This is a genomic window from Micromonospora sp. CP22, assembly GCF_009712475.1.
In the GTDB taxonomy this organism is placed as follows: Bacteria; Actinomycetota; Actinomycetes; order Mycobacteriales; family Micromonosporaceae; genus Micromonospora.
On record NZ_VCJO01000009.1, the window covers coordinates 56,032 to 82,585 of the forward strand.

Consider the following 26,554-nt stretch of genomic DNA (forward strand, 5'->3'; position numbering starts at 1 on the left):
TCACAGCGCCCCCTTGGTGCTGGGAATCGCCCCACCGGCCGTCGGATCCACGGCGGTCGCCTCGCGCAGCGCCCGGGACACCGCCTTGAACTGCGCCTCGACCACGTGGTGGGCGTCCGGGTTGCCGCCCGGTCGGGCCGCCCGCAGCACGTCCACGTGCAGGGTGATCCGGGCCGCCTGACCGAAGGACTCCCAGATGTGCCGGGTCATGCTGGTCGGGTAGACCGGGCCGATGTACGGCGCCAGGGGCGGCTCGTCGTGCACCACGTACGGGCGGCCGGAGAGGTCCACGGCCGCCCGGACCAGCACCTCGTCCATCGGCACGGTGGCCGAGCCGTACCGCCGGATGCCCGCCTTGTCGCCGAGCGCCTGGTCGAACGCGGCGCCGAGGGCCAGCGCCGTGTCCTCCATCGTGTGGTGCGCGTCGATCTCCAGGTCGCCCACGGTACGCACGGTCAGGTCGAAGCCGCCGTGCCGGGCGATCTGGTGCAGCATGTGGTCGTAGAAACCGACCCCGGTGCTGATCTCGGCTACTCCGGTGCCGTCGAGGTCGACCTCGACCAGGACCTTGGTCTCCTTGGTGATCCGCTCCACCCGGGCGGTCCGGCTCATGGTGTGCCTTTCGTCGATCTCGGCTGCGGGGCGATGGCATCCCCGCGCTGGCTGCTGTCCACGGCGGCGAGGAAGGCGTCGGTCTCGGCGCGGGTGCCCGCGGTCACCCGCAGCCAACCGGGCAGACCCACGTCGCGCACCAGCACGCCGTGGGCCAGCAGCGCCTGCCAGGCGACCGTCTGGTCGCCACCCACCTCGTACAACACGAAGTTGGCGTCGCTGTCGGCGACCCGCAGGCCCCGGCGGCGCAGCTCGGCGACGATCCGGTCCCGCTGTTCGGTGATCTCGGCGACCGTGCCGAGCAGGGCGTCCCGGTGCGCCAACGCGGCCCGCGCGGCGGCCTGGGTGAGCGCGGACAGGTGGTACGGCAGGCGGACCAACTGCACCGCCGCCACCACGGCCGCGTCGGCGGCCAGGTAGCCGAGCCGGCCACCGGCGAACCCGAAGGCCTTGCTCATCGTCCGGGTCACCACCAGCCGTGGCTGTCCGGGCAGCATCGTCAGGGCGCTGACCGTGCCCCGCCGGGCGAACTCCGCGTACGCCTCGTCGACCACCACCATGCCGGGTGCCACGTCGAGCACCGCGCCGATCACCGCCGGGTCGAGCGCGGTGCCGGTGGGATTGTTCGGTGAGCAGAGGAAGACCACGTCCGGTTGGTGCTCACGGACCTGCGCGACCGCCTCGTCGGCGGTCAGCGCGAAGTCCACCCCCCGGTGGCCCGGCACCCACCGGGTGCCGGTGCCGAGCGCCAGCAGCGGATGCATCGAGTACGCCGGGGTGAAGCCGAGCGCACTGCGGCCCGGCCCGCCGAACACCTGGAGCAGTTGCTGCTGGATCTCGTTGGAGCCGTTGGCCGCCCACACCTGGTCGGCGGTGAGCCCGTGACCCAGATACCCGGCCAGGTCGGCCCGCAGCGCCAGCGCGTCCCGGTCGGGGTAGCGGTTGAGATCACGCAGTTCCGCCGTGAGGGCCTTGCCGATCGCCTCGGCGACCGCCTCCGGCATCGGGTGCGAGTTCTCGTTGGTGTTCAGCCGCACCGGCACGTCGAGCTGCGGCGCGCCGTACGGCGACAGCCCCCGCAGATCGTCCCGGATCGGTAGCTCGTCCAGCCCGGTCATGTCGTGGCCCCGGTCGGTGAGACCGGCCCGCTTCCCGCGTCGACGACCTCGTCGGAGAACCGGGCGGTGACCGCCTGGCCGTGCGCCGGCAGGTCCTCCACGTTCGCCAGGGTCACCACGTGCCCGGCGACCTCCCGCAGCGCCTGCTCGGTGTACTCCACCACGTGCACGCCGCGCAGGAACGACTGCACCGACAGGCCGGACGAGTGCCGGGCGCATCCCCCGGTGGGCAGCACGTGGTTGGAGCCGGCGCAGTAGTCACCCAACGACACCGGCGAGTACGCGCCGACGAAGACCGCCCCGGCGTTACGCACCCGCATCGCCCACTCGCGGGCGTCGACGGTCTGGATCTCCAGGTGCTCCGCCGCGTACGCGTCGACCACGGCCAACCCCGCCGCCAGGTCGTCGACCAGCACCACACCGCTCTGCTCACCGCTCAACGCGGTGCCGATCCGCTCGGCGTGCTTGGTGGCCGGCACCAGCCGGGCCAGTTCCCGGTCCACCGCGTCGGCCAGCGCGACCGACGGGGTGACCAGCACGCTGGCCGCGAGGGGGTCGTGCTCGGCCTGGCTGATCAGGTCGGCCGCGACGTGCACCGGGTCGGCGGTGTCGTCGGCCAGGATGGCGATCTCCGTCGGACCGGCCTCCGCGTCGATGCCGACCACCCCGCGCAGCAGCCGCTTCGCGGCGGTCACCCAGATGTTGCCCGGACCGGTGATCATGTCCACCGGGGCACAGTGCGCGCTGCCGGCGGCGTCGACGGCACAGCCGTAGGCCAGCATCGCCACCGCCTGGGCACCGCCGACGGCGTACACCTCGTCGACGCCGAGCAGCGCGCAAGCCGCCAGCACCCGGGGATCGGGCAGGCCGCCGTTGTCCTGCTGCGGCGGGCTGGCCACCACCAGGGACCGGACACCGGCCGCCTGGGCGGGCACCACGTTCATCACCACGGTCGACGGGTACATCGCCAGCCCACCGGGGACGTAGAGGCCGACCCGGTCGACCGGGATCCACCGCTCGGTGACCGTGCCGCCCGGCACGACCTGGGTGGTGTGGTCGACCCGGCGTTGGTCGGCGTGCACCCGCCGAGCGCGGGCGATCGACTCCAGCAACGCCGCGCGGACCTGGCCGTCCAGGGTGCCCTCCGCTGCGGCGATGGCCTCCGCGGGCACCCGCAGCACCTCCGGAGCGACCCCGTCGAAGCGTTCACTGGCCTCGCGGACGGCCGGATACCCATGCTCGCGCACCGCCGTGACGATCGGACGGATGCGCTCGACCGCCACCGAGACGTCGAGCTGGGCGCGAGGCAGCAGGTGGCGCGGGTCACGCACGCCACCGCGCAGGTCGATCCGGTTCAACACGCCTGCGAGTCTAGGCGGCGTCCCGACGAGCCGACCGGTGCGCCCGCTGTCCGGGACGGTGAGCCGGGACACGCCCCGACCCGCCCCAGCGGCTACGCTTGATCACGTGACCGCACGGCTACCGGTGTTCCCGCTCGCCACGGTGCTCTTCCCGGGGCTGGTCCTGCCGCTGCACATCTTCGAGGAACGCTACCGCGCACTGGTCCGACACCTGGTCGCGCTGCCCGAGGGCACCCCACGCGAGTTCGGGGTGGTGGCCATCCGCCGAGGCTGGGAGGTCGCCACCGGTCGCGGCCGGGCCGCGTCCCGGTCCGCGGAGGTCGCCCTGCACGAGGTGGGCTGCACGGCCGAGCTGCGGCAGGTCACCGAGTTGGACGACGGGGGCTTCGACATCGTCACCGTGGGGCGGCGACGGTTCCGGGTGGGCGACATCGACCGCACCTCCGCGCCGTACCTGACCGCCCAGGTGCAGTGGTTGCCCGAGCCGGACGGCCCGGACGAGGCCGCGGACCTGCTGGCGGCCCGGGTGATCTCGGTCTTCCGGCAGTACCTCGGCCTGATCCGGGCCGAGGACGGCCAACTGACCGAGCAGCTGCCCGAGGACCCGACGGTGCTGTCCCACCTGGTCGCCGCGACGGCGGCGCTGACGCTGGCCGACCGCCAGCGGCTGCTCGCCATCGACAGCACCGCCGCCCGGCTGCGGGCCGAGCTGCACCTGCTCAACCGCGAGGCGGCTCTGCTGCGCCAGGTGCGGGCGGTTCCGGTGCCGCTGGCGGAGCTGGCGTCGCCCCCGCCGGCCCCGAACTGACGCCGCCCGCCGATCCCGCCGGCCACGACGGGTACGCCGCGAGCCAGGCCCCGTCCGGTTCCGGCTCGGGGCGCAACGACGGCCACCGGGACCACCCGGCGAGCAGGGTGTACGTCACCGCGGCAGCGAACGCCGCCAGCAGCAGGTTGCCGTAGGGCATCGGCAGCACCCCGAGGAACAGGTCGATCCCACCGGCCCGCAGGTCCACCGGCTTGCTGAACCGGGTGCCGTCCGGGGCGGTGTCCAGCAGCCGCTGGTATTCGGCCAGTCCGATCCGACGCCCCACCTGCCAGGCGACCAACGCGGCGGCGAGTCCACCGGCCACCGCGACGACCAGCCCGACCGGCCCCCGGTGGCGGCGCAGCAGCAGCCACACGGCGAGCGCGACGAGCACCCCGAACAGCAGCCCGAGCAGGCTGAACCACCCGTCCGCGGCGATCGGCTGTTCCGGTTGTGCCTGGCCGTAGACCGCGCCGTCGCCGCTCTTGACCACCGGCGTGGCCGGTGCGAGCACCGACCAGAGCCAACCCAGCGGCGCCCCCAACACACCCACCACCAGCACCGTCACCGCTGCGGCGGCGGCCAGCCGACCGCGTCCGGCGGTCCGCTCGTCGGTAGCCACCGCCTCGCCGGTCGGCTGGGTCGCCGGTCCGGCTGTCACCTGGTGGGACAACGCCGCCCCGGCGGGGCCCGCCGGTCCGGCTGTCCCCTCCGTGATCGGCTGTGCGGTACCCGGTTCGGCCACCGGCCCGTAGGGCGACGGCGACCGGTCCGCTGGCGGTCGTGCGGGAGGTTCGGCGGCAGGGGTGGTCGGACTCACCCGATGATCCTCGCAGCAACCGTCACCGGTCGTACACCGTGTCGCCGGAAGTCGCCACCGGCCTCCGGGCGCGTCAGTGACCGAACGCCTCCAGCATCGCCGACGCCGCGCGCAACCACGCCTGCCGGGTCTCACCCTGGAGCTGGTGGTATTCGATCGAGGAGCCGGTCTCCAGCGCCGGGTCGTACGGCACCACGGTCACCGCCCGGGTCCGGGTGGCGAAGTGTCGCTCCAGGTCGCTCTGCAACGGCAACCGGCCGGGAGTGGGGCAGGAGATCAGGGTGACCGCGTTGTCGGCCAGCTCACCCATCCCCTCCTCGTGCAGCAGGTCGAGCATCCAGTCCGCACTGAACGCGGCGTCCTCGCGGGGCACCGTGGTCACCACCAGTTGGTCGGCGGCCTGCATGACCGTGCGCCAGTTCGGGCTCTCCACGTTGTTGCCGGTGTCCACACAGATCACGTCGTGGGTGCGACGCAGCAGCTCCAGCACCCGTTTGACGGTGAACTGGTCCAGTCGCTGGGCGAACCGGGGACTCTCCTCACCGGCGAGCACGTCGTACGACCCGTCGGAGGCGTGCCGCAGATAGTCGTCCAGGATCTCCAGCAGCTCGCTGCCCTCCCGGATCTCGATCTGCACGAGATCGGCGACCAGGTGCCGGATCGTACGGGCATGCCGGGCGCTGCCGGCACGCAGCCCGAGCGTGCCGCGCAACTCGTTGTCGTCCCAGGCCAACACCCCCCGGCCGCGTACGCTGCCGATGGTGGCCGCGGCCAGCACGGTGGCCGTCGTCTTGTGCACCCCGCCCTTGGGGTTGGCGAAGGCGATCACCCGGGGAGCGCCCAGGTCACGCCGGAGCACGGCGGCGGCCCGTTCCAGGTCGTTTCCGGCGCTCTGCGCACGCCACTCGATACGCCCCGGGCGACCGGCCACCGCAGGCTGCGCCACGGCCGGTGGTGGCGTCACGGGTGCCGGGGTGGGCGGCGGTGCGACCGTCGCCGAGGGCGGCTGGTAGCCACCGTTGTCCAACAGGGCGTAGCGGGACTCCACCGGCGGCGCGGCGTGCCGGTAGCCGTTGTCCAGCAGGGTGTACCGCGACTCGACAGGTTCCGGCCGACGGGGCTCCGGCACCGCCGGGTACGGCGACGGTCCCGGCTGCCCCCGATAGGGCTGGACGGGACGCGCCGGATCCACCCGGTACGCCGGTTCGGCGCGGTAGGCCGGCTCCTCGCCGTACGGCCGGTCGGCCGGTTGCCCGACGGCCGGTACGCGCGCCGCGTAGCCGGTGCCGGGCCCTCGTCGCGGTAACGGCTCCGGCGGCGGCGAGGCGGGCGCGGAGGGCTCCTCGGCGTGCCGCTCGGTGCCGGGCGGCTCTGCGCTGCGACTGCCGAGGCGGGCTCGGTCGAGCAGCGCCCGCCACCGCGGTGCCGGTTCGGCGGGTCGTCCCCAACCGGTCTCGCTGCCCTCCACGGATCGCCTCCCCAGCGCTTCGGTCTCCGTCTGACAGGCTACGAACGAAAGCCTATTGAGGCCACACCGGGCGGCCCCCAGTTGTGTCGGCGATCGTCACGGTGTCGGGTCCGGGTCGTCTCCGTCGACGGTGTCTGTCGAGGTGGACGGCGTCCAGGTCGAAGCCGACGGCGCGGGCGACGGCGGCGGCGGTGACGAATCCGTCACTTCCGGTGTCGGTGTCGGTGTCGGCGTCGGTACCGCCACGGTCGGTTCCGACGCGGACGGGCTGACGGGGACGACAGGGCTCTCGGTCGGCTCCGGTGTGGTCGCCCGGTCGACCGGCGGCCGGACGACGTCCCGCTGTTCGGGCAACGGCGGGGTGAACACCGTCCGCTCCAACCGCCGCACCTCCGGTGCCGGGTCCACCACCCGTACCCCGGATCGGGCCGCCACGCCACGAAGCTTCGCCGGCTCGGCCCGCACCACCAGCGCGTAGAGACAGGCGCACTCGGCCCGGTACGCGGCCGCCTCCGCCGCCGCGACCCGGGCACCGCTGAGGTACAGGTCGCGCAGTTCGCGTTCCGTTGGCGCGCCGCCACCCAACGCGGTGGCTCGGGCCCGGTAGTCGGCGGCCTCCCGCTCCTTGCGCTCCGCGAGCTTGATCATCCCGGCGGTGACGTCCTCCGGCACCCGCTGGGCCGGAATGCGGACGATCTCGGTCTGCCGCTCCGGCAGCGGCACCCGGCCGAACACGAACGCGACCCCCACGTCCCCGACCACCGCGGCGAGCCGGGACGGGGTGAGGTACTCGGTGAGCGAGACCAACGCGTACGTACCGTCGTCGAGTGACCGGCCGGCCAGCGCGGCCAGGTCGGCCGCGGCGGTCGCCTCGTACCGCGGAATGGAGTCGCCCTCGACCACCCCCACCCGGGTGACCTCGCCGACCGTCTGATCCTGCCCGGGCGGGCCACCGGTGGCGAGCATGGCGGTGGCCAGCACCGTGGCGCAGGAGAGCGTCGCCACCCATCCGAGCAGCGGACCACGGCTCGGACCGTGGCTCAGCCGGGTCACGGTGGCCGCGAGGCGGGGCAGCAGTCGCTGATCCAACTTCCGCAGCAGATCGCCGGCGCGCACGGGCGGTCCCCTCGTCGGTCGGTCGGAACGGGCGGGACGCGTCAGTCGCGGAGGATGTCCAGCACGCGTCTCAGATCGTCAGGGTAGTCGCTGACGAAGCGGACCTCGTCCCCCGTACGGGGGTGCTGGAAGCTCAACTCTCTGGCGTGCAACCACTGGCGATCCAGTCCGAGCCGGGCGGCGAGCGTCGGATCGGCACCATACGTGAGGTCACCCACACACGGGTGCCGCAGCGTCGAGAAGTGCACCCGGATCTGGTGGGTGCGGCCGGTCTCCAGCCGCACGTCGACCAGGCTCGCGGAGGGAAACGCCTCGATGGTGTCGTAGTGGGTGATGCTCGGTTTGCCGCCGGACACCACCGCCCAGCGGTAGTCGTGGTGCGGGTGCCGGTCGATCGGCGCGTCGATGGTGCCGCGCAGCGGATCCAGGTGCCCCTGCACCACCGCGTGGTAGCGCTTCTCCACCTCCCGGTACTTGAAGGCCCGCTTCAGCGCGCTGTACGCCTGCTCGCTCTTGGCCACCACCATGATCCCGGTGGTGCCGACGTCGAGCCGGTGCACGACGCCCTGCCGTTCGGCGGCGCCGCTGGTGGCGATCGTGTGCCCGATCGCGGCGAGCCCACCGATCACCGTCGGGCCGGTCCACCCCGGGCTGGGATGCGCGGCCACGCCGACCGGCTTGTCGACCACCACGATGTCCTCGTCGGTGTACACCACCCGCAGGCCGGGCACCGCCTCAGCCACCACCACCGGCGCCCTGGCCGGCGGGGGCAGTGTCACCTCCAGCCAGGAACCGGCCCGCACCTTGTGCGAGTTGGGCCGTACCGCGCCGTCCACCAGCGCCTCACCGGCGTCGATGAGCGCGGCGGCGGTGGTCCGGGAGAGGCCGAACAGCCGGGCCACGGCCTGGTCCAGCCGCATCCCGTCGAGCCCGTCGGGTACCGGCAGGCTGCGCTGGTCGCCGCCGGTGGCGAAGGCGGCGGTCATGCCCGCTCCCCCCGTCCGCCGTCGCCGTCGCCCGGTTCGCCGGCCCCGGCGGGCTGCCGGTCGGCGGCGCGGTCGTCCGCCGACTCGGTGTCGGCGCGCCGGTCGTCGGCCAACGCCCGGGTGCCGTCGCGCTGGCGGCCGGTGAACTCCAGCACCACGGCGAGCAGCACGCCGCAGACCAGGGCGCTGTCGGCCACGTTGAAGATCGGAAAGACCCGGCCGTACGGGTCGAAGACGCTGAACATGTCGACCACGTGCCCGACGAACCAGCCCGGTGCCCGGAAAATCCGGTCGAGCAGGTTGCCGACCACGCCGCCGACCACCAGGCCCAGCGAGATCGCCCACGGCACCGACCGCAGCGTCCGCGCCATCCAGGCGATCCAACCCAGCACCCCGATCGCGATGATCGGGAAGATGAAGGTGTAGTCCTTGCCGAGACTCCAGGCGGCCCCGCTGTTGCGGGTCAGCGACAGGTAGAGAGCGCCACCGAGCAGCCGCACCGGCTCGCGGTCACTGAGCTCCTGGAGCGACAGGTGCTTGGTCAACAGGTCGACGGCCAGCGCGAACGCCGCGAGCGAGAGCAGGATCGTGACGGCCCGGCGCCGCGAGCTCGTGGCGGTGCCTGGCCCGGTGGTACCGGATCCCGCGGGTGGTGCTGCGCTCATCTGCTCCCCATCGACGATCGTGGCGGTGCCGTCGCACCGCCACGCACGGACGCCGGGAAGCGTACCGTCAGCGCCGCTCCTCCAGCTGCTTGCAGGTCACGCAGAGGGTGGCCGACGGGAAGGCGGCCAGCCGCTCCACCGGGATGGGGTTGCCGCACCGCTCGCACCAGCCGTAGCCGCCCTCGTCGAGACGCTCCAGGGCGCGTTCGACCTGCGTGATCCGTTCCAGGATGCTGTTGGCGAGAGAGATCTCCTGCTCCCGCTCGAACGTCTTGGTACCGGTGTCGGCCTGGTCGTCCCCGGCCGAGTCGGTGAGACGGTCGCGCTGTAGCTCGGTGATCTCGCTCAACGTCTGATCGTACTCGGCGCGCAGTTCCTCATGCCGCGCTGCCAGCGCGGCTCGGATCTTCTCGGTCTCCGCGGCGCTGCGGGTGGACTTCGCCGCGGACTTGCGGCCGGCGGTCCTGGTGTCGGTGGGCTTGGCCATCGTCGCTCCCTCGGCCACGGAGCCGCGGTGAGTCCGCGACGCCTCGACAGGGGCCGCCGATATCGGCCGCCCCAGGTACAAAACGGGCGCGCGGCCATGTTGGCCGCGCACTCCGGAGGTTGGCAAGGATACGGAACGTAAGGGCGTCCGACAACGTGCCGCACCGAAACACCCGGTCCACCCTGATTACTGCCATTTCAGGGCAAAGGGAACGCTAGCAGAAGAGCACCACTCAACCGGCCTGTTCCGCACCGTCCCGTAGCCGGTTCAGCCGGCCGACCACCTCCGGTCCGGACGGGGTGACCAGGAAGAGCTTGTCTCTGCTGGCCGCACCGGTACGCAGTGACACGGCGGCGGGTCGGACGCCGAGCGCGGCGGCCAACGCGCGCCGGGCCGCCTCGGTGGCCCGGCCGTCAGCCGCTGGCGGATGCACCGCGATGACCAGGGCGGGACCATGCGGGCCGTCGAACCGGCCGCCCACCCGAGCCCGCGACGACCCCGGTTTCACCCGTACGGCGACAGTGAGCGAATCGTCCATCGAGCGACTCAGCGGTGTTCAGCTTCTGACAGCAACACCGCGTTCGGTGTGCAGTGCGCGCAGGGGGTGAAGCCGAGTTCGACCGCCTCCGCGACGGGAAGCGGTTCGTGCTTTCGGCCGACCAGGTGCGGACACTGGTCGAGGTGGTAACGCGGCCGACCGTCGACGACCCGGACGTCGTCCGTCAGGCGAGCCACCCGGGCCGCCTGCTCCGCGCTGAACTCCTCGGCAGCGGGTTCGTCGTCGTACCCGTCGACGGCGCTCGACCGCTCGCCCGGCTCGGCCACCGGCGAGCCGGGTGGTTGCCGCCACCCGGCATCGCCGGCGTCGAAGTCTGCGGAGGTCTGTTGGGTCGGAATGCTCGGCTCACGCGCTCCGCGAGGCGCGTGGCCGGTCGGGCCGCTGGTGGCGGCCGAGGCGCGGCCGGCCGCCTGGCGAGCACCGGCGACCAGTGCCACGGCGGCCAGCAGGCTGGCCCCGATCGAGACGACCAACAGCGGGCTGGAGCCCCCGGCCAAGCCGAAGACCAGCAGCACCACCGCGACGAGGATGAGCGCGAGACTGATGACTATCATGGCTCACCCTCGCCGTGTCGTACCGATGAGGCAGGGCCGGTGATCGCCGCGTCGGCGGCGGTCACCAACCCGGTTCAGCGACCGGCCTCAAGCGCGCCGGAGCGGCCCCCGCCGTAGGATCCGGCGAGCCCCGCCGCAGCGAGACCGTTGCCGGCGGCCCGGCCACCTTCGCCGCGGGTCATCTCGGCCTCCAGGCCCTGCCCACGACCGTCGAGGTCCCGCAGCTGGCTCTCCAGGTACGCCTTGAGCCGGGTGCGGTACTCCCGCTCGAACTGCTTGAGCTCCTCGATGTGCTTCTGCAACGCGGTGCGCTTGGCGTCCAGGCCGCCCATGGCCTCCTGGTGCCGCTGCCGGGCGTCGCGCTCCAGCGCGTCGGCCTTGGCGCGGGCTTCGCGGGTGACCTCCTCGGCCTTCGAACGGGCCTCGGAGAGCAGCTGGTCGGCCTCGCGACGAGCGTCGGAGACGTGGTCGTCGGCGGTGCGCTGGGCCATCATCAGCACGCGCAGCGCCTGCTGCTCGCCGTCACCGCCGGGCACCGCGCCACCGACACCGACGGCACGGACCTGCTCCAGCTCGGCCTGCATGGCGCGGGCGGCCTGCTCGGCGGCGGCCTTGTCGCGCTGCACCCGGTCGAGCTGGGCCTTGACGTCGTTCAGCTCGGCCGCGAGGCGGGCGTCGCCACCGGGACCGGCGGGGGCACCGCCCCGCCCGCCGCGCTCCACCTGGGCGCGCAGCTCGTTGTTCTCCTCGATCAGGCGGGCGAGTTCGCGCTCGACCTCGTCCAGGAAGGCGTCGACCTCCTCCTCGTCGTAGCCCCGCTTGCCGATCGGCGGCTTCTTGAAGGCGACGTTGTGGACGTCGGCCGGGGTCAGCGGCATCGAAACTCCTCGGGTCAGTTGCGGCCGCGATAGCGCGTCGGTCATCAGGCGGTCCTGATGATCGCCGGCTCTAACACAAACCTCATCAGCACGAACAGGATAACCAGGAGCACAAGGGAGGCCAGGTCGATGCTCACGGTACCAATTCGCAGCGGAGGGATCACACGCCTCAACGCCCGGAGCGGGGGATCAGTGACGCTCCACACGGATTCCAGTCCGGCTGACGCTCCCCGACCGGGCTGCCAACGCCGGCCGTACTGCAACACCGCGCTCAGTACGAACCGCGCCAACAGCACGATCAGGAAGATGTACGTGGTCAGGTAGAGAACCTGTAGCAAGATCGACAACACGGCAGGCGATGTCCCTCAGGTCGGGCGGGTCAACTCAGGCTGAAGAACCCACCCTCAGCGATCTTGGCCTTGTCCTCCGCGGTGACCTGGACATTGGCCGGTGAGAGCAGGAACACCCGGTTGGTCACGCGCTCGATCGTACCGCGCAGGCCGAAGGCCAGCCCGGCGGCGAAGTCCACCAGACGGCGGGCATCCGCCTCATCCATCTCGGTGAGGTTGATGATCACCGGCACCCCGTCGCGGAAGTGCTCACCGATCGTGCGCGCCTCGCGGTAGGTGGTCGGGTGCAGCGTGGTGATCTGGTAGCGCTGCTCCTCCTCCGGCGCCAACGCACGCTCCCGTGGCTGCGCCTGCGGTGCCAGGGCGAGGTTGTCCCGGGTGTGGTAGGTCAGCGCACCGGACGGCTCGCCGGTGGACCGGGTGATCGACCGTACGCTGGACCGCTCGGCCCGCTCCGGGCGCTCGGACTCCACCCGCTCGGGCTCGCCCAGCCGGCTCGGCCGCTCACTCAGGCGCCCACGCTCACCCAGCCGTGGCCGAGGTGCCGGGGGCTCCTCCGCCTCGTCCTCCTCGTCGGCGAACTCCTCGGCGTACCGGCTCTGCCGGTACCGCGACTCGCGGTAGCCACCCTTGTCGTAGCCACCGTCGTCGTAGGCCCGCTCGTCGTCCTCTTCGACCAGTCCGAGCCAGACCCCCGCCTTGCGCAGTGCACCCATCCCCGCGCCCTTCCCGTCCGCCGTGCGGCACGCCCCCGCCGTGTCGCCTGTCGCGAGTGGACATCCCTGCCCACCGGACAGGAACGGCAATCCCTGACGCACAATTCGCGTTGCACGTCACACCCCCCGTTGCCGGGAAGGCCGTTCCCACAAACAACACTGATGTAATTTGCTTCCCTCGCGGCCAGGCTACCGCAGCGTGGGACGCATTCCGAGCAACGCGCTGCCGACGCGGACATGTGTCGCGCCGTGACCGATAGCCGTCTCCAGGTCGCCGCTCATGCCGGCGGACAACGTCGTGGCCTGTGGATGGTCAGCCCGGACCAGTGCGGCGACGGTGGCCAGCCGGGCGAACGCTCGCTCCGGCTCCCAGCCCAGCGGCGCCACCGCCATCAGACCGGCCAGTCGCAGCCCACCGGCGGTGGCCACCGCCTCGGTGACCGGACCGAGGCCGACGTCCGGATCGGCCGAGTCCGGCACGGCGCCGCCCCGCGCCGCGTCACCGTCGATGCTGACCTGGACCAGCACGTCCAACGGCCGCTCCCGGCCGACGGACGTGACGCCCGCGTCCAACGCGGACGCCAACCGGACGCTGTCGACCGACTGCACCATGTCCGCGTACCGCAGCACCGACTTGACCTTGTTGCGCTGCAACCGGCCGACGAAGTGCCAACGCGGGGCGACACCGGCGGCAGCGACCTCGGCCGCCTTGGGTGCCGCCTCCTGGTCGCGGTTCTCCCCCACGTCGGTCACGCCGAGGCCGACCAGCGTCACCACGTCGGCCGCCGGGTAGGTCTTGGTCACCGCGATCAAGGTCACCTCGGTCCGGTCCCGGCCGGCGGCGGCGCAGGCGTCGGCGATCCGGGAACGTACGCGCGCGAGCCCGGCGGCGATCTCCGCGCGCCGGTCGGCTCTCGCCGGGGCTTGACTGTCAGTCATCGGTGCTGTTCAGGACCCGTTCTTCAGGAAGTCAGGCACGTCCACATCGTCGAAGAGCACCCGGCGCGGCGACTGCGGCGTGGTCGGCGCGGCGGGCGACGGCAGGATGGGGGTGCTCGGCTGCGCGGGCTGGTTCTGGTTGGTCTTGCGGGCCGGCTCGGCCGCCTTGTACGCCGGCGTGCCGCCGTCGAAGCCCGCCGCGATCACGGTCACCCGCACCTCGTCGCCGAGCGCGTCGTCGATGACCGCACCGAAGATGATGTTCGCGTCCGGGTGCGCCGCGTCGGTGACCAGCTGCGCCGCGTCGTTGATCTCGAACAGACCGAGATCGGACCCACCGGCGATGGAGAGCAGCACGCCCCGGGCACCGTCCATGCTCTGCTCCAGCAGCGGGCTGGAGATGGCGGCCTCGGCGGCCTCGACCGCGCGGTTCTCGCCACGGGCGCTACCGATGCCCATCAACGCGCTGCCCGCGCCGCTCATCACGCTCTTGACGTCGGCGAAGTCCAGGTTGATCAGACCGGGCGTGGTGATCAGGTCGGTGATGCCCTGGACACCGGAGAGCAGCACCTGGTCGGCCGTGCGGAAGGCGTCCATCATGCTGATGTTGCGGTCGCCGAGCGCCAGCAGCCGATCGTTCGGAATGACGATCAGGGTGTCGCACTGGTTGCGCAGCTCGTCGATGCCGGCCTCGGCCTGCACCTGACGGCGCTTGCCCTCGAAGGAGAACGGGCGGGTGACCACACCGATGGTCAACGCCCCGAGCTTGCGGGCGATGTTCGCCACCACCGGCGCGCCACCGGTGCCGGTGCCACCGCCCTCACCGCAGGTCACGAAGACCATGTCGGCCCCCTTGAGGACCTCCTCGATCTCGTCTCGGTGATCCTCGGCGGCGTTCTTGCCGACGTCCGGATTGGCGCCCGCGCCCAACCCACGGGTCAGCTCGCGACCGACGTCCAGCTTCACGTCGGCATCGCTCATCAGCAACGCCTGCGCGTCTGTGTTGATCGCGATGAACTCGACGCCCTTGAGCCCAACCTCGATCATCCGGTTGACGGCGTTGACGCCGCCACCCCCGATGCCGACGACCTTGATGACCGCCAGGTAGTTGTGCGGAGGTGTCATCTCCGGTCCTTTCCCTTCGAGATCGGCTACTCCCCGACCGGCTACGGCCTGGCCGGACCGACGGTCGACGCAGCTACCACCACCGAGGTCGAGAGGTAAACCCTCACCCTCTACTAGAGGGTTAGAGTTATGTCAACCACTGATCCTCTTCGGGGCAACGTAAGCGCAGCCGAGCGATGAGCCAAGGACCTTTCCGGCGTGTCGCCGGTCTAGCGAGACGGCTCACCCCTGATCGGCCACTCATCGGAAGGTGACCACGTCCGGTGCGCTCACGTCGATCCGGGCCGCGTCCTGGTCGAGCAGCGCGGTGGCCACCCGCGCCTTGTCCGGACCACGGGTCGCGTCGCCCCAGAACACCGTACGGTCGTCGCGCAACGTCAGGCTGATCCGCGCCAGACCCTCCACACTGACCTCGACCAGGTGGTCGCGCAGCTCCGGGGTGAGCGCGCCGAGCACCTCCAGACCCGCCTGGGTGTCCGGATCCTCCGGGCCGGGCGAGGCCAGCCGCACCAGCGGCAGGTCGGCCGGTCGATCCGGGACCGTCTGGAACACCACCCCGGCTGCGTCGATCACCACGAACTGCTCCCCACGCGGCACCACCGCCACCCCGGTGCGCTCGGTCAGCCGCACCACCAACGCGTCCGGCCAGTCCCGGGTCACGGTGACCCGCTCCACCGGCGGCAGGGCGCCGATCCGGTCGGCCAGCTCCGCCAGGTCGACCCGGGCCAGCGGAGCACCGTCCGGCACCCCCGCCGCGTCGCGCACCTGCACCGCCGTCACCAGGTCGGCACCCTCCACCCGCATCTCACGTACCCCGAACAGGCCGGTGCTCAGCAGCGTCCACGCCACCAGCCCCGCCACCGCCAGCAGGCCACCGAGCACCGCCCAGGGCAGCGCCGCGCGCATCCGACGACGCCGGGCGCGGGCCATGAACCGCCGGGTCGAGGCGGGCACCGCGTCCCTGCCCGCGCGTACCAGCTGCCACCTGCGGACGGGGCGACGCCCGGCGGCACCGTCCACACCGGTGCCGCGCCCACGGGCCGGGCCGGGACTCATTCCGCGACAGGCGCCGCGCCGTCCACACCGACGGCGTCAGGCACGCTGCCCCCGATGCTCGTCGACCCGCCGGTCACCCCGCCGGGGACGGTGTCGGTCGACGCCTGCGCACCGGCGGTGCGCGCCGCCAACGCGGCCAACAGTTCGTCGCCCATCAGCGAGATCGGTGGGGCCCCCATCGTCACCACCACGTCACCGGACCAGGCCCGACGGGCCACCTCGGTCGGCACGGCCTCCCAGGTGTCGACGAACACCTTCCGCTCCGCCGGCAGCGGCACCGCCTCGATCAGGGCCGCCGAGCCCTCGCCGGGGCCGCGCTCCTCGCCCGGCCCGAAGACCTCCAGCAGCACCAACTCGTCGGCGATCGCCAGCGCCTCGGCGATCTCCGCCTGCAACTCGCGGGTGCGGTAGAGCCGGTAGGGCTGGAAGACCACGATCAGGCGGCCGTCGCCGGCCACCTCGCGCAGCGTCCGCAGGGCCAGCGTCATCGAGGTCGGATGGTAGGCGTACTCGTCGTAGACCAGCACCCCGTCGGCGACGCCCTTGCGCTCGAAGCGCCGACGCACCCCCGGGAAGGCCGCGAGCGCGGCCTCCACCGCCGGCAACGGCAACTCCAGCAGGTACGCCGCCAGCACCGCCGACGCGCTGTTGAGCCCCATGTGCCGACCCGGCACCGGCAGCCGGAACTCGCCCAGCGAGCGGCCGTCGATGTGGGCCAGATAGCGCACTCCCCGCGCCGAGGAGGCCATGTCGGTCAGCCGCAGGTCGGCGTCCTCGGCCTCGCCGTAGGTGTAGACCCGACGCCCCTCGGCGCGCAGCGTCGCCGCCAACCGGCGGCCGCCCACGTCGTCGGCGCAGGTGATGATGAAGCCGTCCGGATCGGTGAGCCGGGCGAACTCGGCGAAGGCCGCCTCCAGGTTCGCCAGGTCGCCGTAGGTGTTCAGGTGGTCCGCCTCGATGTTCGTCACGATCGAGACGAAGGGCCGGTAGATGAGGAAGGAGCGGTCGCTCTCGTCGGCCTCGACCACGAAGTACTCGCCGGTGCCGTGGTGCGCCCCCGAGCCCCCCTCGGAGATCTCCCCACCGATCACGAAGGACGGATCCGCCCCGGCCTGCTGAAGCACCATGGTGACCATGGAGGTGGTGGTGGTCTTGCCGTGGGTTCCGGCGACGGCCACGGTACGACGACCGGTCATCGCCGCCGCCAGCGCCTCCGAACGGTGCAGCACCCGCAGCCCGCGCCGACGCGCCTCGACCATCTCCAGGTGGTCCGCCGGGATCGCCGAGGAGTACACGACCGTGTCGACCCCGTCGAGATTGCTCGCCTCGTGCGTCATGTGGACGGTCCCACCGAGCGCCCGGAGGCCGGCCAGCGACGGCCACTCCCGCAGCTCACTGCCGGAGACCGGCAGGCCCCGGGTGAGGAAGAGCCGGGCCAGCCCGCTCATACCGACCCCACCCACCCCGATCAGGTGGATGTGACCGAGGTCCTCGGCGGTCAACGTGCCCGCCGGGCTGAACGTGGTCATCGGGACCAGCCTTTCGTTCGCGACTGCGGGGCTCGCAGAACCGGCTCACTCCTCACGCTCACCGAGCCGTCCTTCGTTCGCGACTGCGGGGCTCGCACAACCGGCTCACTCCTCGCGCTCACCGAGCCGTCCTTCGTTCGCGACTGCGGGGCTCGCAAAACCGGCTCACTCCTCGCGCTCACCGGGAGACCGCCTCGTAGACGAAGTTGAGCAGCGCCTCGTCCCCGTCGCGCCGGCCGTAGGCCGCGGCGGCGTTGCCCATCGCGTGCAGCCGCTGCGGGTCGCGGATCAGCGGGATCACCGTGCGTTCGAGCCAGTCGGGGGTGACCTCGGCGTCGTCGACGAGCAGACCACCGCCGGCCTCGACCACCGGCAGCGCGTTGCGTTTCTGCTCCTGGTTGCTGTGCGGGTAGGGCACGTAGATGGTCGGCAGCCCGATCGCGGCGACCTCGGCACAGGTCATCGCCCCGCCCCGACCGAGCATCAGGTCCGCCGCCGCGTACCCGGCATCCATGTCGGACAGGTACGGCAACGTCACGTACGGCACCGGCAGGTCGGTCGGGATCGACACCGGCTCGTTGCGGGCACCGATCACGTGCAGCACCTGGACTCCGTTGCGCGCCAACTCCTTCGCCGCCCCGGCGACCGCGAGGTTGATCGACCGGGCGCCCTGCGAGCCACCGGCGACGAAGAGCACCGGCAGGTCGGGGCGGAGCCCGAAGTGGGCCCGCGCGGCGTTACGCATCGCCGCCCGGTCCAGCCCGGCGATGCTGCGCCGCAGCGGCACACCGACCACCCGGGCGTCGCGCAGCGACTCGGCCTGGGCCGGCTGATGCGGGAAGCCGACCGCCACGTGTTTGGTGAACTTCATCCCCAGCCGGTTGGCCACCCCCGGGGGCACGTTCACCTCGTGGATCACGATGGGCATCTCCCGCCGCCAGGCGGCCAGGTAGGCCGGCACCGAGACGTACCCGCCGAAGCCGACCACCACGTCGGCGCGTACCTCGTCGATGACCTTGCCCGCGGCGCGGGCCGCGGTCCACATCCGGCCCGGGGTACGCACCAGGTTCATGTTGATCGACCGGGGCAGTTGGTAGGCCGGGATGTTCCGCAGGTCGTAACCGGCCGGTGGGATCAGCTCGTTCTCCAGGCCCTTGGGTGTGCCCAGGCAGGTGATCCGGACGCCGGGGTCATGCCGGCGCAGGCAGTCGGCGAAGGCGAGCAGCGGGTAGATGTGCCCCCCGGTGCCACCTCCTGCGAGCACCACCGAACGCAGCGGACCCATCAACGTCTCCTTTCGTCCGCCGACCCGCCACGACCCCGGCCGTCCCGGGTGCCACGCGGTGCGGCCTGGTCGTCCCTGCGCCGCTTGCGTGCCTGGGGCACGGCACCCCGGCCGGTCGACGGCGGCGCGACGCGGCGCCGCCGGCCAGGAAGCGGCGGCAACGGTGCCCACACTAGTCGGACCCACCGGGCCGGCGGACGGGCATGCAGGGCCCGGGCCGCATCCGGTTCGGCGCGGGCGAACGAGGCCAGCATGCCGACCGCCGCGAGGGTGACCACCAGGGCGCTGCCGCCGTCGGAGATGAAGGGCAGCGGTATGCCGGTCAGCGGCAGCAGCCCGATCACCCCGCCGATGTTGATGAACGCCTGACCGACCAGCCATGCGGTGGCCCCGGCGGCGGCCAACCGGCGGAACGGGTCCTCGACCCGGCGGGCGATGCGCAGGCCGGTGTAGCCGAGTACGGCGAAGAGGGTGACCACCACGGCACAGCCGACCACCCCGAGTTCCTCGGCGATCACCGCGAAGATGAAGTCGTTCTCGGCGGCGGGCAGCCAGGCCCATTTGGTCCGCCCCTGGCCCAGCCCGGTGCCGAACCAGCCGCCGTTGGCGATGGCGTACCGGGCCTGGACCATCTGGTAGCAGAGCTGCTCCTTGCAGGCGTCCATCGGTGGCGGGTTGAAGAAGACGGTGAGCCGGGCCAGCCGGTAGTTTTCCTCGCCTCGTACCCCGGAACCGGCACCGAGCGAGGCCACCGCGACCAGCAGTCCGATGCCGAGCAGCCCGATGGCGCTGAGCGCGGCGAAGACCCGCAGCCGCACCCCCGCCGCCCAGAGCAACCCCACGACCAGGGCCAGCAGGCAGAGCATGCTGCCCAGGTCGTTGTAGCCGACCAGGACGAAGAGCAGCCCCACCACGGGGAAGAGCGGCGCGGCCAACTCCCGCCACCAGCCCAGCGCCGCGCCCTTGCGGGCGAGCACGTGCGCACCCCACAGCACCAACGCGAACTTCGCCAGCTCCGAGGGTTGCAGGCTGATCCCGCCGATGTACAGCCAGAGCAGCTCAGCCTCCAGCGGGCCGATCTTCGCCGGACCGTTGGTCAGCCGCCCGTACGCCACCAGCAGGTTCAGCAGCACCAGCAGCCCCACCGCGACCGCCAGGGTCGGCCGACCCAGGGCCCGGTAGGTGCGTGCCGGCAGCCGCTGGCAGGCCCAGAACGCGCCGATGCCGATCACCGCGAAGATCGCCTGCTTGGTCAGCGACGCCGAGGCGTTGCCGCCCTCGGCGTAGTCCCGCACGCTGGTGGCCGAGAAGACCATGGTCAGCCCGATCAGCAGCAGCAGACCCGCGCTGGCCAGCAGTAGGTGGTAGGAGGCCAGCGGCCGGGACAGCAGACCTCGCAGCGCCGCCAGCGACCCCACCGCGTCCAGCCCACGCAACGCCCCGTCGGCGCGTGCCGTACCGGATCCGTCGGCGGCCCGGCTCGCGGCGGTCGCGGCCCCGGCCCGGCTTCCGCCCCTGACCGTCGTGGCACCGCCCGCTGCCGACCCGACCGTGCCGTCTCCTTCTCGCGCCTCCCCCACAGCGCCATCATCGCCGTTTCCGGCACCCGACACAGGCCGTACGCCCCGGTCGGCGTGTCGCACTTGCGTCGCCCCTCTCCACCGCCCCCGCCTGACCGGCTTGATCAAGAGTTATGGGTCGGGATCCGCGCGGATCCCGACCCATGACTCCATCGACGCCGTCCGGCGGGTCGGTCAGCCCATGTTGGCCAGGAAGTCGCTGTAGAAGAGGCCGAGGGCGATGGCCACCCCGATGCCGGCGATGATCCAGAACCGGACCACGATGTTGACCTCGCTCCAGCCCGCCAACTCGAAGTGGTGCTGCAACGGCGACATCCGGAACACCCGCTTGCCGGTCGTCTTGAACGAGATGATCTGGATCACCACCGACATCGTGATGATCACGAACAGCCCACCGATGATCAACAGCAGCAGGATCGTACGGGTCGACATCGCCATGCCGGCGATCAGGCCACCGAGGCCGAGCGCTCCGGTGTCGCCCATGAAGATCCGGGCCGGGGAGGTGTTCCACCAGAGGAAGCCGACACAGGCACCGGCCGCCGCTCCGGCGATCAGCGCGATCTCCAGCGGATCCCGCACGGTGTAGCAGTAGTTGTCCGGATTCGCGGTGTACGCCGGGTCGGCGCACCAGTGGCGGTACTGCCAGAACGCGATCACCGCGTACGCGCCCAGCACCATCACCGAGGCCCCGGTGGCCAACCCGTCGAGCCCGTCGGTGAGGTTGACGCCGTTGGTCGCGGCCATCACCACGAAGATGAAGATGATCACCGCGCCGATCTTGGTGACGTCCAGGGCCGGGATGTCCCGGATGAAGCTCAGCATGGTGCTGCCGACCGTCTCGGTGTTCGTCACCGCCCCGGTGGCGTCGGTCATGGTGGAGGGGAACCAGAGCGCGACCACCCCGAACACCGCACCGACCAAAATCTGCCCGAGCAGCTTGCCCCGCGCGCTGAGACCACCGCTGTGCCGCTTGCGCACCTTCAGGAAGTCGTCGATGAAGCCGACCGCGCCGCAGAAGACCATCAGCCCCAGCAGCACCAGCGCCGTGATGGTCGGCTCGACCTGGGCGATCTGCGCGTCCGGCAGCGTGGTCAGGGCCAGGTGACCGGCCACGTACGCGATGACGGTGGCGAGGATGAACACCACGCCGCCCATCGTCGGCGTGCCCTTCTTGCCCTGGTGCATCTGCGGGCCCTCGGCCCGGATGGGTTGCCCCGCCTTGAGCCGGGTGAAGACCCGGATCGCGATCGGGGTGCAGAACAGCGAGACGAGGAAGGCCACTCCGATGGCCACGATGACCGCTCTCACGCGGCGCCACCCTCGGCCGACACCGACGAACCCGAGTCGTTCCCGACGGCGTCGACGCGCAACGCGTCGGCCACCTCCCAGGTCCGATACCGGGAGCCCTTCACCAGGACGACGTCGCCCGGCCGTAGCTCGCTGCGCAGCACCTCGACGGCCGCCGCCTGATCGGTGAGCAGCACCGACTCTCCTCCCCAGTCACCTACCGATGTCGCCCCGTGGTGGATCGACGCCGCCGCCTCGCCGACCACGAGCAGCCGGTCCACGCCCAGTTCCGCCGCGAGCCGGCCCACCTCGGCGTGTCCCTGCGCTTCGAACTCGCCCAGCTCGGCCATGTAGCCGAGCACCGCGACGGTACGCCGTCCCGCGCCGACGCCACCGAGCGCCCGCAGCGCCACCGCCATCGACGCCGGATTGGCGTTGTACGAGTCGTCGATCACGGTCACCCCGTCGGTGCGCTCGAAGACGTCCATCCGACGGGTGGAGACCAACCCGAGCGCGCCCAACGCGGTGGCCAGCTCGGCCAACGGCATCCCCAGCTCCCGGGCCACCGCTGCGGCGGCCAGGCTGTTCCAGACCTGGTGCCGGCCGGTGAGTCCGAGCCGCACCGGCGCGCTGCCCTCCGGCGTGACCAGGGTGTACCCGGGCCGTCCGCGCTCGTCCAGCGTCACGTCCACGGCCCGCACGTCGGCGTGCGCCGACTCGCCGTAGCGGACCACCCGGGCCACCGTCCGGGCGGCCATCGCGTCGACCAGCGGGTCGTCGGCGTTGAGCACCGCCAGACCGTCGGCCGGCAACGCCTCGACCAGTTCGCCCTTGGCCAGCGCGATGTTCTCCTGCGACCCGAACTCGCCGATGTGCGACACCCCGACGTTGAGCACCACACAGACGCGCGGCGGTGCGATCTCGCAGAGGTACCGCACGTGGCCGATGCCCCGGGCGCCCTTCTCCATCACCAGGTAGCGGGTGGTCGGTCCGGCCTGCAACGCCGTGTACGGGTGCCCCAGTTCGTTGTTGAAGGACCCGGGCGGGGCCACCGTCTCCCCGAGCCGGGCGACCACCTGGGCGATCAGATCCTTGGTGGTGGTCTTGCCGGAGGAACCGGTCAGCCCGATCACGGTCAGCTCGGGCAGCCGGTCCACCACCGCACGGGCCAGCCGTCCCATCGCGACCAACGGGTCGGCGACGACGATCATCGGCACGTCGGGCACCTCGCGGGTGCCCATCACCGCCACCGCGCCGGACGCCACCGCGGCGGCGGCGAAGTCGTGGCCGTCCACCTTCTCCCCGTCGAAGGCCACGAAGAGTCCGCCGGGGGTGACCTTGCGGGAGTCGAACTCCACGCTGCCGGTGACCTGCGCGGCGGGATCGGCGGCGACCAGCCGACCGTTCACCGCCGAGGCCACCTCGGCCAGGCTGAGCGTGATCACTGGCCCTCCAGATCCCCGAAACGGCTCCGCAGCGCCTCGGCGAGTTCGGTCCGGTCGTCGAACGGGTACACCTCTCCGGCGATCTCCTGGCCCCGCTCGTGCCCCTTGCCGAGCAGCACCACCACGTCACCCGGCGCTGCCAGCCGCACCGCCTCGTCGATCGCCGCGCGGCGGCCACCGACCTCGACGACCCGGGCCGACCCGCCGGCCCGATGGGCACCGGCGAGCACCTCGGCGCGGATCGCCGCCGGGTCCTCGGTACGGGGGTTGTCGTCGGTCACCACCACCACGTCGGCACCGGCCGCGGCGGCGGCACCCATCGCCGGCCGCTTGCCCCGGTCCCGGTCGCCACCGGCACCGATGACACAGACCAGCCGGCCGGTGCTCAGGTCCCGCAGGGCGGCCAGGGCGGCCACCACGGCGTCGGTCTTGTGCGCGTAGTCGACGACCCCGCGTACGCCACCGGCCACCCCCACCGATTCCAGCCGGCCCGGGACGCCACCGCACGCCGCCACGCCCTCGGCGGCGGTCACCGGGTCGACCCCGGCCGCCACCAGGCTGGCGATGGCCAGCAGGGCGTTGGCCACGTTGTGTCGACCGGGCAACGCCACCCGGGCGGGCAGCACCAACCCGTCCGGGCCGTGCGCGGTGAACCGTTGTGCGTACCCCTCGCCGGTCATCTCGTCGGCCCACCAGGTGGCGGTTCGGTCCCCGGCTGCCGAGTAGGTGATCGTGCCCGGCTTGACCAGTGCCTTCAACGCCGGGTCGTCGTGGTTGAGCACCTCGGCGGCGCACCGACCGTCGAACAGGCGGGCCTTGGCGGCGAAGTAGTCCTCGCTGTCGGCGTGGAAGTCCAGGTGGTCGGAGCCGAAGTTGGTCCAGCCGCCGACGACGAAGCGCACCCCACCGACCCGCCCCATCGCCAACGCGTGGCTGGACACCTCCATGACCACGGCGGTGACGCCGCGCTCGGCGGCGGCGGCCAACATGGCGTGCAGGTCGGTGGCCTCGGGCGTGGTGCGCACACTGTCGATCACCAGGTCGCCGAGGCGGGTCTCCACGGTGCCGATCAGCCCGGTGACGTGGCCGGCCGCGCGCAGTCCCGACTCGACCAGGTAGGCGGTGGAGGTCTTACCGGCGGTGCCGGTCACCCCGATCACGGTCAGCCCGGCCGTCGGGTCACCGTAGACGGCCGACGCGAGCGTGCCGAGCACCGCCCGGGGGTCGGCCACCACCAGGGCCGGCAACCCGCTCGCGGCGGCCCGCTCGGCACCGGCCGGATCGGTCAGCAGCGCCACCGCGCCGGCCCTCGCCGCGTCGACGGCGAACTCCGCGCCGTGGCGTCGGGCACCGGGCAGCGCCGCGTACAGGTCACCGGGGCGGACCTCGCCGCTGGCGTGGGTCACCCCGGTCACCGTCGGGTCGGCACCGGTCGGGGACGCCACGGCAAGCCGGGCGGCCAGGTCACCGAGCCGGATTCCGGTCACGGAACGGGGACGAGGATTGCCGCGCACGGCGTCAGACCCTACCCGGTCGCTCGGTCCGGGCCGCACGGCGCGCCTGAATCTCCGTCTCATGGAGTGCAACCGCAGGTAGCGGCTACGGGAAAACGGTGAACGTCGGTGCCGGTTCGGTCGACGGCGGTACCCGGTAGTGCCGCAGAGTGAAGGTCATCATGTCGCGGAACGCCGGGGCCGAGATCTGCCCCCCGCCGCCACTCGGGCTGTGCACGAAGACCGCGATGACGTACCTCGGGTTCTCCGCCGGAGCCATCCCGATGAACGAGGCGACCTCGCCGGGCTGCTTCTTGCCGTCGACCAGCCGCCAGCCGGTTCCGGTCTTGCCCGCGACCCGGTAGCCCGGCACCGCGGCGGCCAGACCGGTGGCGCCCTCGACCGTGGTGACGGCCTCCATGATCGTACGCAGCGCGGCGGCGTTGTCCGGGCTGAGCACCTGCCAGGTCTCCGGGTCCGGCGCGGGGGTCCGCTTGCCGTCCGGGGCGATCGTCTCCTTCAGCAGGTGCGGCTGGACGTACGTGCCGTCGTTGGCGATGGCGGCATAGGCGGCGGCCATCTGCAACGGCGTGGCGTCCACGCTGTGCCCGATCGGCACCGATCCGTGCGACGACCCGCTCCACTCCTGCACCGGCAGCAGTCGGCCGCTGGCCTCACCGGGCATCCCGACCTTGGTCGGCTTACCCAGGCCGAACCGCCGCTGGTAGTCGAGCAGGCGTTCCGGGCCGAGCTTGTCGGCGATCTGGATGGTGCCGACGTTCGAGGAGTACGCCATCATGCCGGCGACACTCATCCGCTTCCCGTTCGCCGGGTGGGAGTCACGGAACCAGGTGTCGCCCTTGCGGATGGCGTTGGCGACCGGGAACGACGTCTCTGCGGTGATCACGCCCTCCTGCAACGCGGCGCCGAACGTGATCGCCTTGTGCACCGAGCCCGGGTCGACCACGAAGCTGGTGGCCGCGTCCACCCGGTCCGTCGGCTCGCTCGCCGACGCCTTCGCCGCGTTGTAGGTGGGGTGGCTGGCCTGGGCGAGCACCTCACCGGTACGCGCGTCCAGCACCACGGCCGCCCCGGTGCTGCCGCTGACCTGCTGCATCTGTTCACTGAGGATGCGCTGCACCATGTACTGCAGGTCACGGTCGATGGTGAGCACCAGCGAACTGCCCGGCTTGGCCTTCGTGGTGCGGCTGTAGCCGCCGGGGATGGGGGCGGCGAGGCCACCGAGGCCCGCTTCGAAGACCCGCTGGCCGTCCTCGCCGTGCAGCACGTCGTCGAAGCGCGCCTCCAGGCCCTCCAACCCGACCATGTCCTGGCTGGTGAACCCGATCAGGTTGGCGGCCAGGTCACCGCCGGGCACCTCGCGCCGCTCGTCGCGGTGGGTGGCGATGCCGGACAGCTTGAGCGCCATGATCTTCTTGGCGCGGTCGATGTCCACGCCCCGGGCCAGGTACTCGAACTGCGAGTCCTCACCGTTGATCCGCTTACGGGGCTTCATCTTCTCGGCCAGTTTGCTGGCCGGGATACCCAGCAGCGGGGAGAGGGCCCGCGCGGTGGCGTCGATGTCCTCCACCCGGGTGGGGTCGGCGTAGACGTACCGGGCCTCGACGCTGTGCGCCAGGGCCGCTCCGTCCCGGTCGTAGATGGCGCCGCGCGGCGCCGGTAGTTCGACCTTCACGAGCCGGTCGGGCAGCCCGCCGTCGGCGTACGCCGGTGTGTCGACCGTCTGGAGCACGACGAGCCGCACACCGATGGCGACGAAGAGGGCCAGCGTCAACGCGGTACCCAGCCGCAGCCGTCGCCCCGGGTCGGCCAGCCGGGGCGGTTTGGGTGGCTTACGCGACGGCCGGCGCGGGGGCGGCCGTTCCCCACGGCGCGGCTCCCGGGCGGTGACCCGCCGCCGGGCGGCGCTGGCCGGGGCCTCGTCGCGGGGAGTCCGGTCGGTGACGGCACGGGTCACCGGTGCGCGCCCGGTGCCGCCGCCGCGGCGGGCCGGGTCGGCGGACCGGCCGGCGGTGCCCCGACCGCCGTCGAGGACCTGGAGAGCCGGGCGGAACGGATCCTGCGACCGGTTGCTGCGTGGGGTGCGCCGCTGCGCCACCCGCCCGTTGCCGGCACCCTCGCGGATGGAGCGGCCACGCGGGGTGTAGGCGCGGGCGTCGGAGATGCCACCGATGCCGGGCTCGGCGTCCCGCTCCCCCGGGTGTGGTGACATCCCGCGCTGGCCGCCGCCACGCGACGAACCGCGCCGGGAGCCCTCGGCGTCCCGGCGCGGTTCCTCCGACCTCGGTGGCACGGC

General features: G+C 72.4%; 25 protein-coding genes. 1 reads left to right on the forward strand and 24 read right to left on the reverse strand.

What is annotated here, in order from left to right:
• From hisB to hisD, 3 genes are read right to left on the reverse strand one after another with little or no spacing between them, the layout of a single operon-like run.
• Entirely contained in the window at positions 1–612 is a 612-nt protein-coding gene (gene hisB / locus FF096_RS16590; RefSeq protein WP_155219117.1) for an imidazoleglycerol-phosphate dehydratase HisB, read from the reverse strand.
• Positions 609–1,730 carry a histidinol-phosphate transaminase gene (locus FF096_RS16595; RefSeq protein ID WP_155219119.1) on the reverse strand — a complete coding sequence of 374 codons (1,122 nt, stop codon included), beginning with the start codon at positions 1,728–1,730 and terminating at the stop codon, positions 609–611. Before FF096_RS16595 ends, hisB begins: the two co-directional genes overlap by 4 nt.
• Entirely contained in the window at positions 1,727–3,091 is a 1,365-nt protein-coding gene (hisD, locus tag FF096_RS16600; protein WP_309223417.1) for a histidinol dehydrogenase, read from the reverse strand. The genes FF096_RS16595 and hisD overlap by 4 nt, the downstream gene beginning before the upstream one ends.
• Before the next feature lie 106 nt (positions 3,092–3,197).
• On the opposite strand from hisD, the gene FF096_RS16605 reads away from it, so the two are divergent.
• Positions 3,198–3,899: an LON peptidase substrate-binding domain-containing protein gene (locus FF096_RS16605; protein WP_309223418.1), complete on the forward strand. Its 702-nt coding sequence runs from the start codon at positions 3,198–3,200 to the stop codon at positions 3,897–3,899.
• On the opposite strand, the gene FF096_RS16610 is transcribed toward FF096_RS16605, so the two are convergent.
• From FF096_RS16610 to FF096_RS16710, 21 genes are all read right to left on the reverse strand, one after another.
• Positions 3,811–4,719 carry a DUF2567 domain-containing protein gene (locus FF096_RS16610; RefSeq protein WP_375335353.1) on the reverse strand — a complete coding sequence of 303 codons (909 nt, stop codon included), beginning with the start codon at positions 4,717–4,719 and terminating at the stop codon, positions 3,811–3,813. The genes FF096_RS16605 and FF096_RS16610 overlap by 89 nt on opposite strands.
• A 73-nt stretch (positions 4,720–4,792) precedes the next feature.
• Positions 4,793–6,187, reverse strand: a complete 1,395-nt coding sequence (locus FF096_RS16615; protein ID WP_309223419.1) for an AAA family ATPase — start codon at positions 6,185–6,187, stop codon at positions 4,793–4,795.
• Between the two features lie 96 nt (positions 6,188–6,283).
• Positions 6,284–7,303, reverse strand: a complete 1,020-nt coding sequence (locus FF096_RS16620; protein WP_309223420.1) for a hypothetical protein — start codon at positions 7,301–7,303, stop codon at positions 6,284–6,286.
• Between the two features lie 41 nt (positions 7,304–7,344).
• Positions 7,345–8,289 (reverse strand): RluA family pseudouridine synthase, encoded by a 945-nt coding sequence (locus FF096_RS16625; protein ID WP_155219126.1) that lies wholly within the window; start codon positions 8,287–8,289, stop codon positions 7,345–7,347.
• A complete protein-coding gene (lspA, locus tag FF096_RS16630) occupies positions 8,286–8,954 on the reverse strand; it encodes a signal peptidase II (RefSeq protein WP_155219128.1) in 669 nt (222 codons plus the stop codon). The genes FF096_RS16625 and lspA overlap by 4 nt, the downstream gene beginning before the upstream one ends.
• 67 nt (positions 8,955–9,021) lie before the next feature.
• Positions 9,022–9,441, reverse strand: a complete 420-nt coding sequence (locus FF096_RS16635) for a TraR/DksA C4-type zinc finger protein (protein ID WP_155219130.1) — start codon at positions 9,439–9,441, stop codon at positions 9,022–9,024.
• A 232-nt stretch (positions 9,442–9,673) separates the two neighbouring features.
• Positions 9,674–9,979 carry a DUF167 domain-containing protein gene (locus tag FF096_RS16640; RefSeq protein WP_155219132.1) on the reverse strand — a complete coding sequence of 102 codons (306 nt, stop codon included), beginning with the start codon at positions 9,977–9,979 and terminating at the stop codon, positions 9,674–9,676.
• An 8-nt stretch (positions 9,980–9,987) separates the two neighbouring features.
• The gene (locus tag FF096_RS16645; RefSeq protein WP_155219134.1) at positions 9,988–10,554 is read right to left on the reverse strand and encodes a hypothetical protein; all 567 of its coding nucleotides are present in this window, start codon (positions 10,552–10,554) and stop codon (positions 9,988–9,990) included.
• A 74-nt stretch (positions 10,555–10,628) separates the two neighbouring features.
• Complete coding sequence (locus FF096_RS16650; RefSeq protein WP_155219137.1) at positions 10,629–11,432, reverse strand: DivIVA domain-containing protein; 804 nt, start codon at positions 11,430–11,432, stop codon at positions 10,629–10,631.
• Between the two features lie 44 nt (positions 11,433–11,476).
• Positions 11,477–11,782, reverse strand: coding sequence for a YggT family protein (locus FF096_RS16655; protein WP_309223421.1), 306 nt, complete (start codon positions 11,780–11,782; stop codon positions 11,477–11,479).
• Between the two features lie 29 nt (positions 11,783–11,811).
• A complete protein-coding gene (locus tag FF096_RS16660) occupies positions 11,812–12,498 on the reverse strand; it encodes a cell division protein SepF (RefSeq protein WP_155219140.1) in 687 nt (228 codons plus the stop codon).
• A 189-nt stretch (positions 12,499–12,687) separates the two neighbouring features.
• On the reverse strand, positions 12,688–13,437 hold the full coding sequence (locus tag FF096_RS16665) for a YggS family pyridoxal phosphate-dependent enzyme (RefSeq protein ID WP_155219143.1): 750 nt from the start codon (positions 13,435–13,437) through the stop codon (positions 12,688–12,690).
• A 9-nt stretch (positions 13,438–13,446) separates the two neighbouring features.
• On the reverse strand, positions 13,447–14,562 hold the full coding sequence (ftsZ, locus tag FF096_RS16670) for a cell division protein FtsZ (protein ID WP_155219145.1): 1,116 nt from the start codon (positions 14,560–14,562) through the stop codon (positions 13,447–13,449).
• A gap of 240 nt (positions 14,563–14,802) precedes the next feature.
• Positions 14,803–15,582 carry an FtsQ-type POTRA domain-containing protein gene (locus tag FF096_RS16675; protein ID WP_309223471.1) on the reverse strand — a complete coding sequence of 260 codons (780 nt, stop codon included), beginning with the start codon at positions 15,580–15,582 and terminating at the stop codon, positions 14,803–14,805.
• A gap of 32 nt (positions 15,583–15,614) precedes the next feature.
• A complete protein-coding gene (murC, locus tag FF096_RS16680; protein WP_155219151.1) occupies positions 15,615–17,147 on the reverse strand; it encodes a UDP-N-acetylmuramate--L-alanine ligase in 1,533 nt (510 codons plus the stop codon).
• 178 nt (positions 17,148–17,325) lie between these two features.
• Entirely contained in the window at positions 17,326–18,432 is a 1,107-nt protein-coding gene (gene murG, locus FF096_RS16685; protein ID WP_155219155.1) for an undecaprenyldiphospho-muramoylpentapeptide beta-N-acetylglucosaminyltransferase, read from the reverse strand.
• Positions 18,432–19,841, reverse strand: coding sequence for an FtsW/RodA/SpoVE family cell cycle protein (locus tag FF096_RS16690; protein ID WP_155219417.1), 1,410 nt, complete (start codon positions 19,839–19,841; stop codon positions 18,432–18,434). The genes murG and FF096_RS16690 overlap by 1 nt, the downstream gene beginning before the upstream one ends.
• A 345-nt stretch (positions 19,842–20,186) precedes the next feature.
• On the reverse strand, positions 20,187–21,320 hold the full coding sequence (gene mraY, locus FF096_RS16695) for a phospho-N-acetylmuramoyl-pentapeptide-transferase (RefSeq protein WP_309223422.1): 1,134 nt from the start codon (positions 21,318–21,320) through the stop codon (positions 20,187–20,189).
• Positions 21,317–22,744 carry a UDP-N-acetylmuramoyl-tripeptide--D-alanyl-D-alanine ligase gene (gene murF / locus FF096_RS16700; protein WP_309223423.1) on the reverse strand — a complete coding sequence of 476 codons (1,428 nt, stop codon included), beginning with the start codon at positions 22,742–22,744 and terminating at the stop codon, positions 21,317–21,319. The genes mraY and murF overlap by 4 nt, the downstream gene beginning before the upstream one ends.
• Positions 22,741–24,297 (reverse strand): UDP-N-acetylmuramoyl-L-alanyl-D-glutamate--2,6-diaminopimelate ligase, encoded by a 1,557-nt coding sequence (locus FF096_RS16705; protein WP_309223424.1) that lies wholly within the window; start codon positions 24,295–24,297, stop codon positions 22,741–22,743. Before FF096_RS16705 ends, murF begins: the two co-directional genes overlap by 4 nt.
• Positions 24,298–24,343: 46 nt before the next feature.
• Positions 24,344–26,551, reverse strand: coding sequence for a penicillin-binding protein 2 (locus FF096_RS16710; RefSeq protein ID WP_309223425.1), 2,208 nt, complete (start codon positions 26,549–26,551; stop codon positions 24,344–24,346).
• Positions 26,552–26,554: the final 3 nt, after the last annotated feature.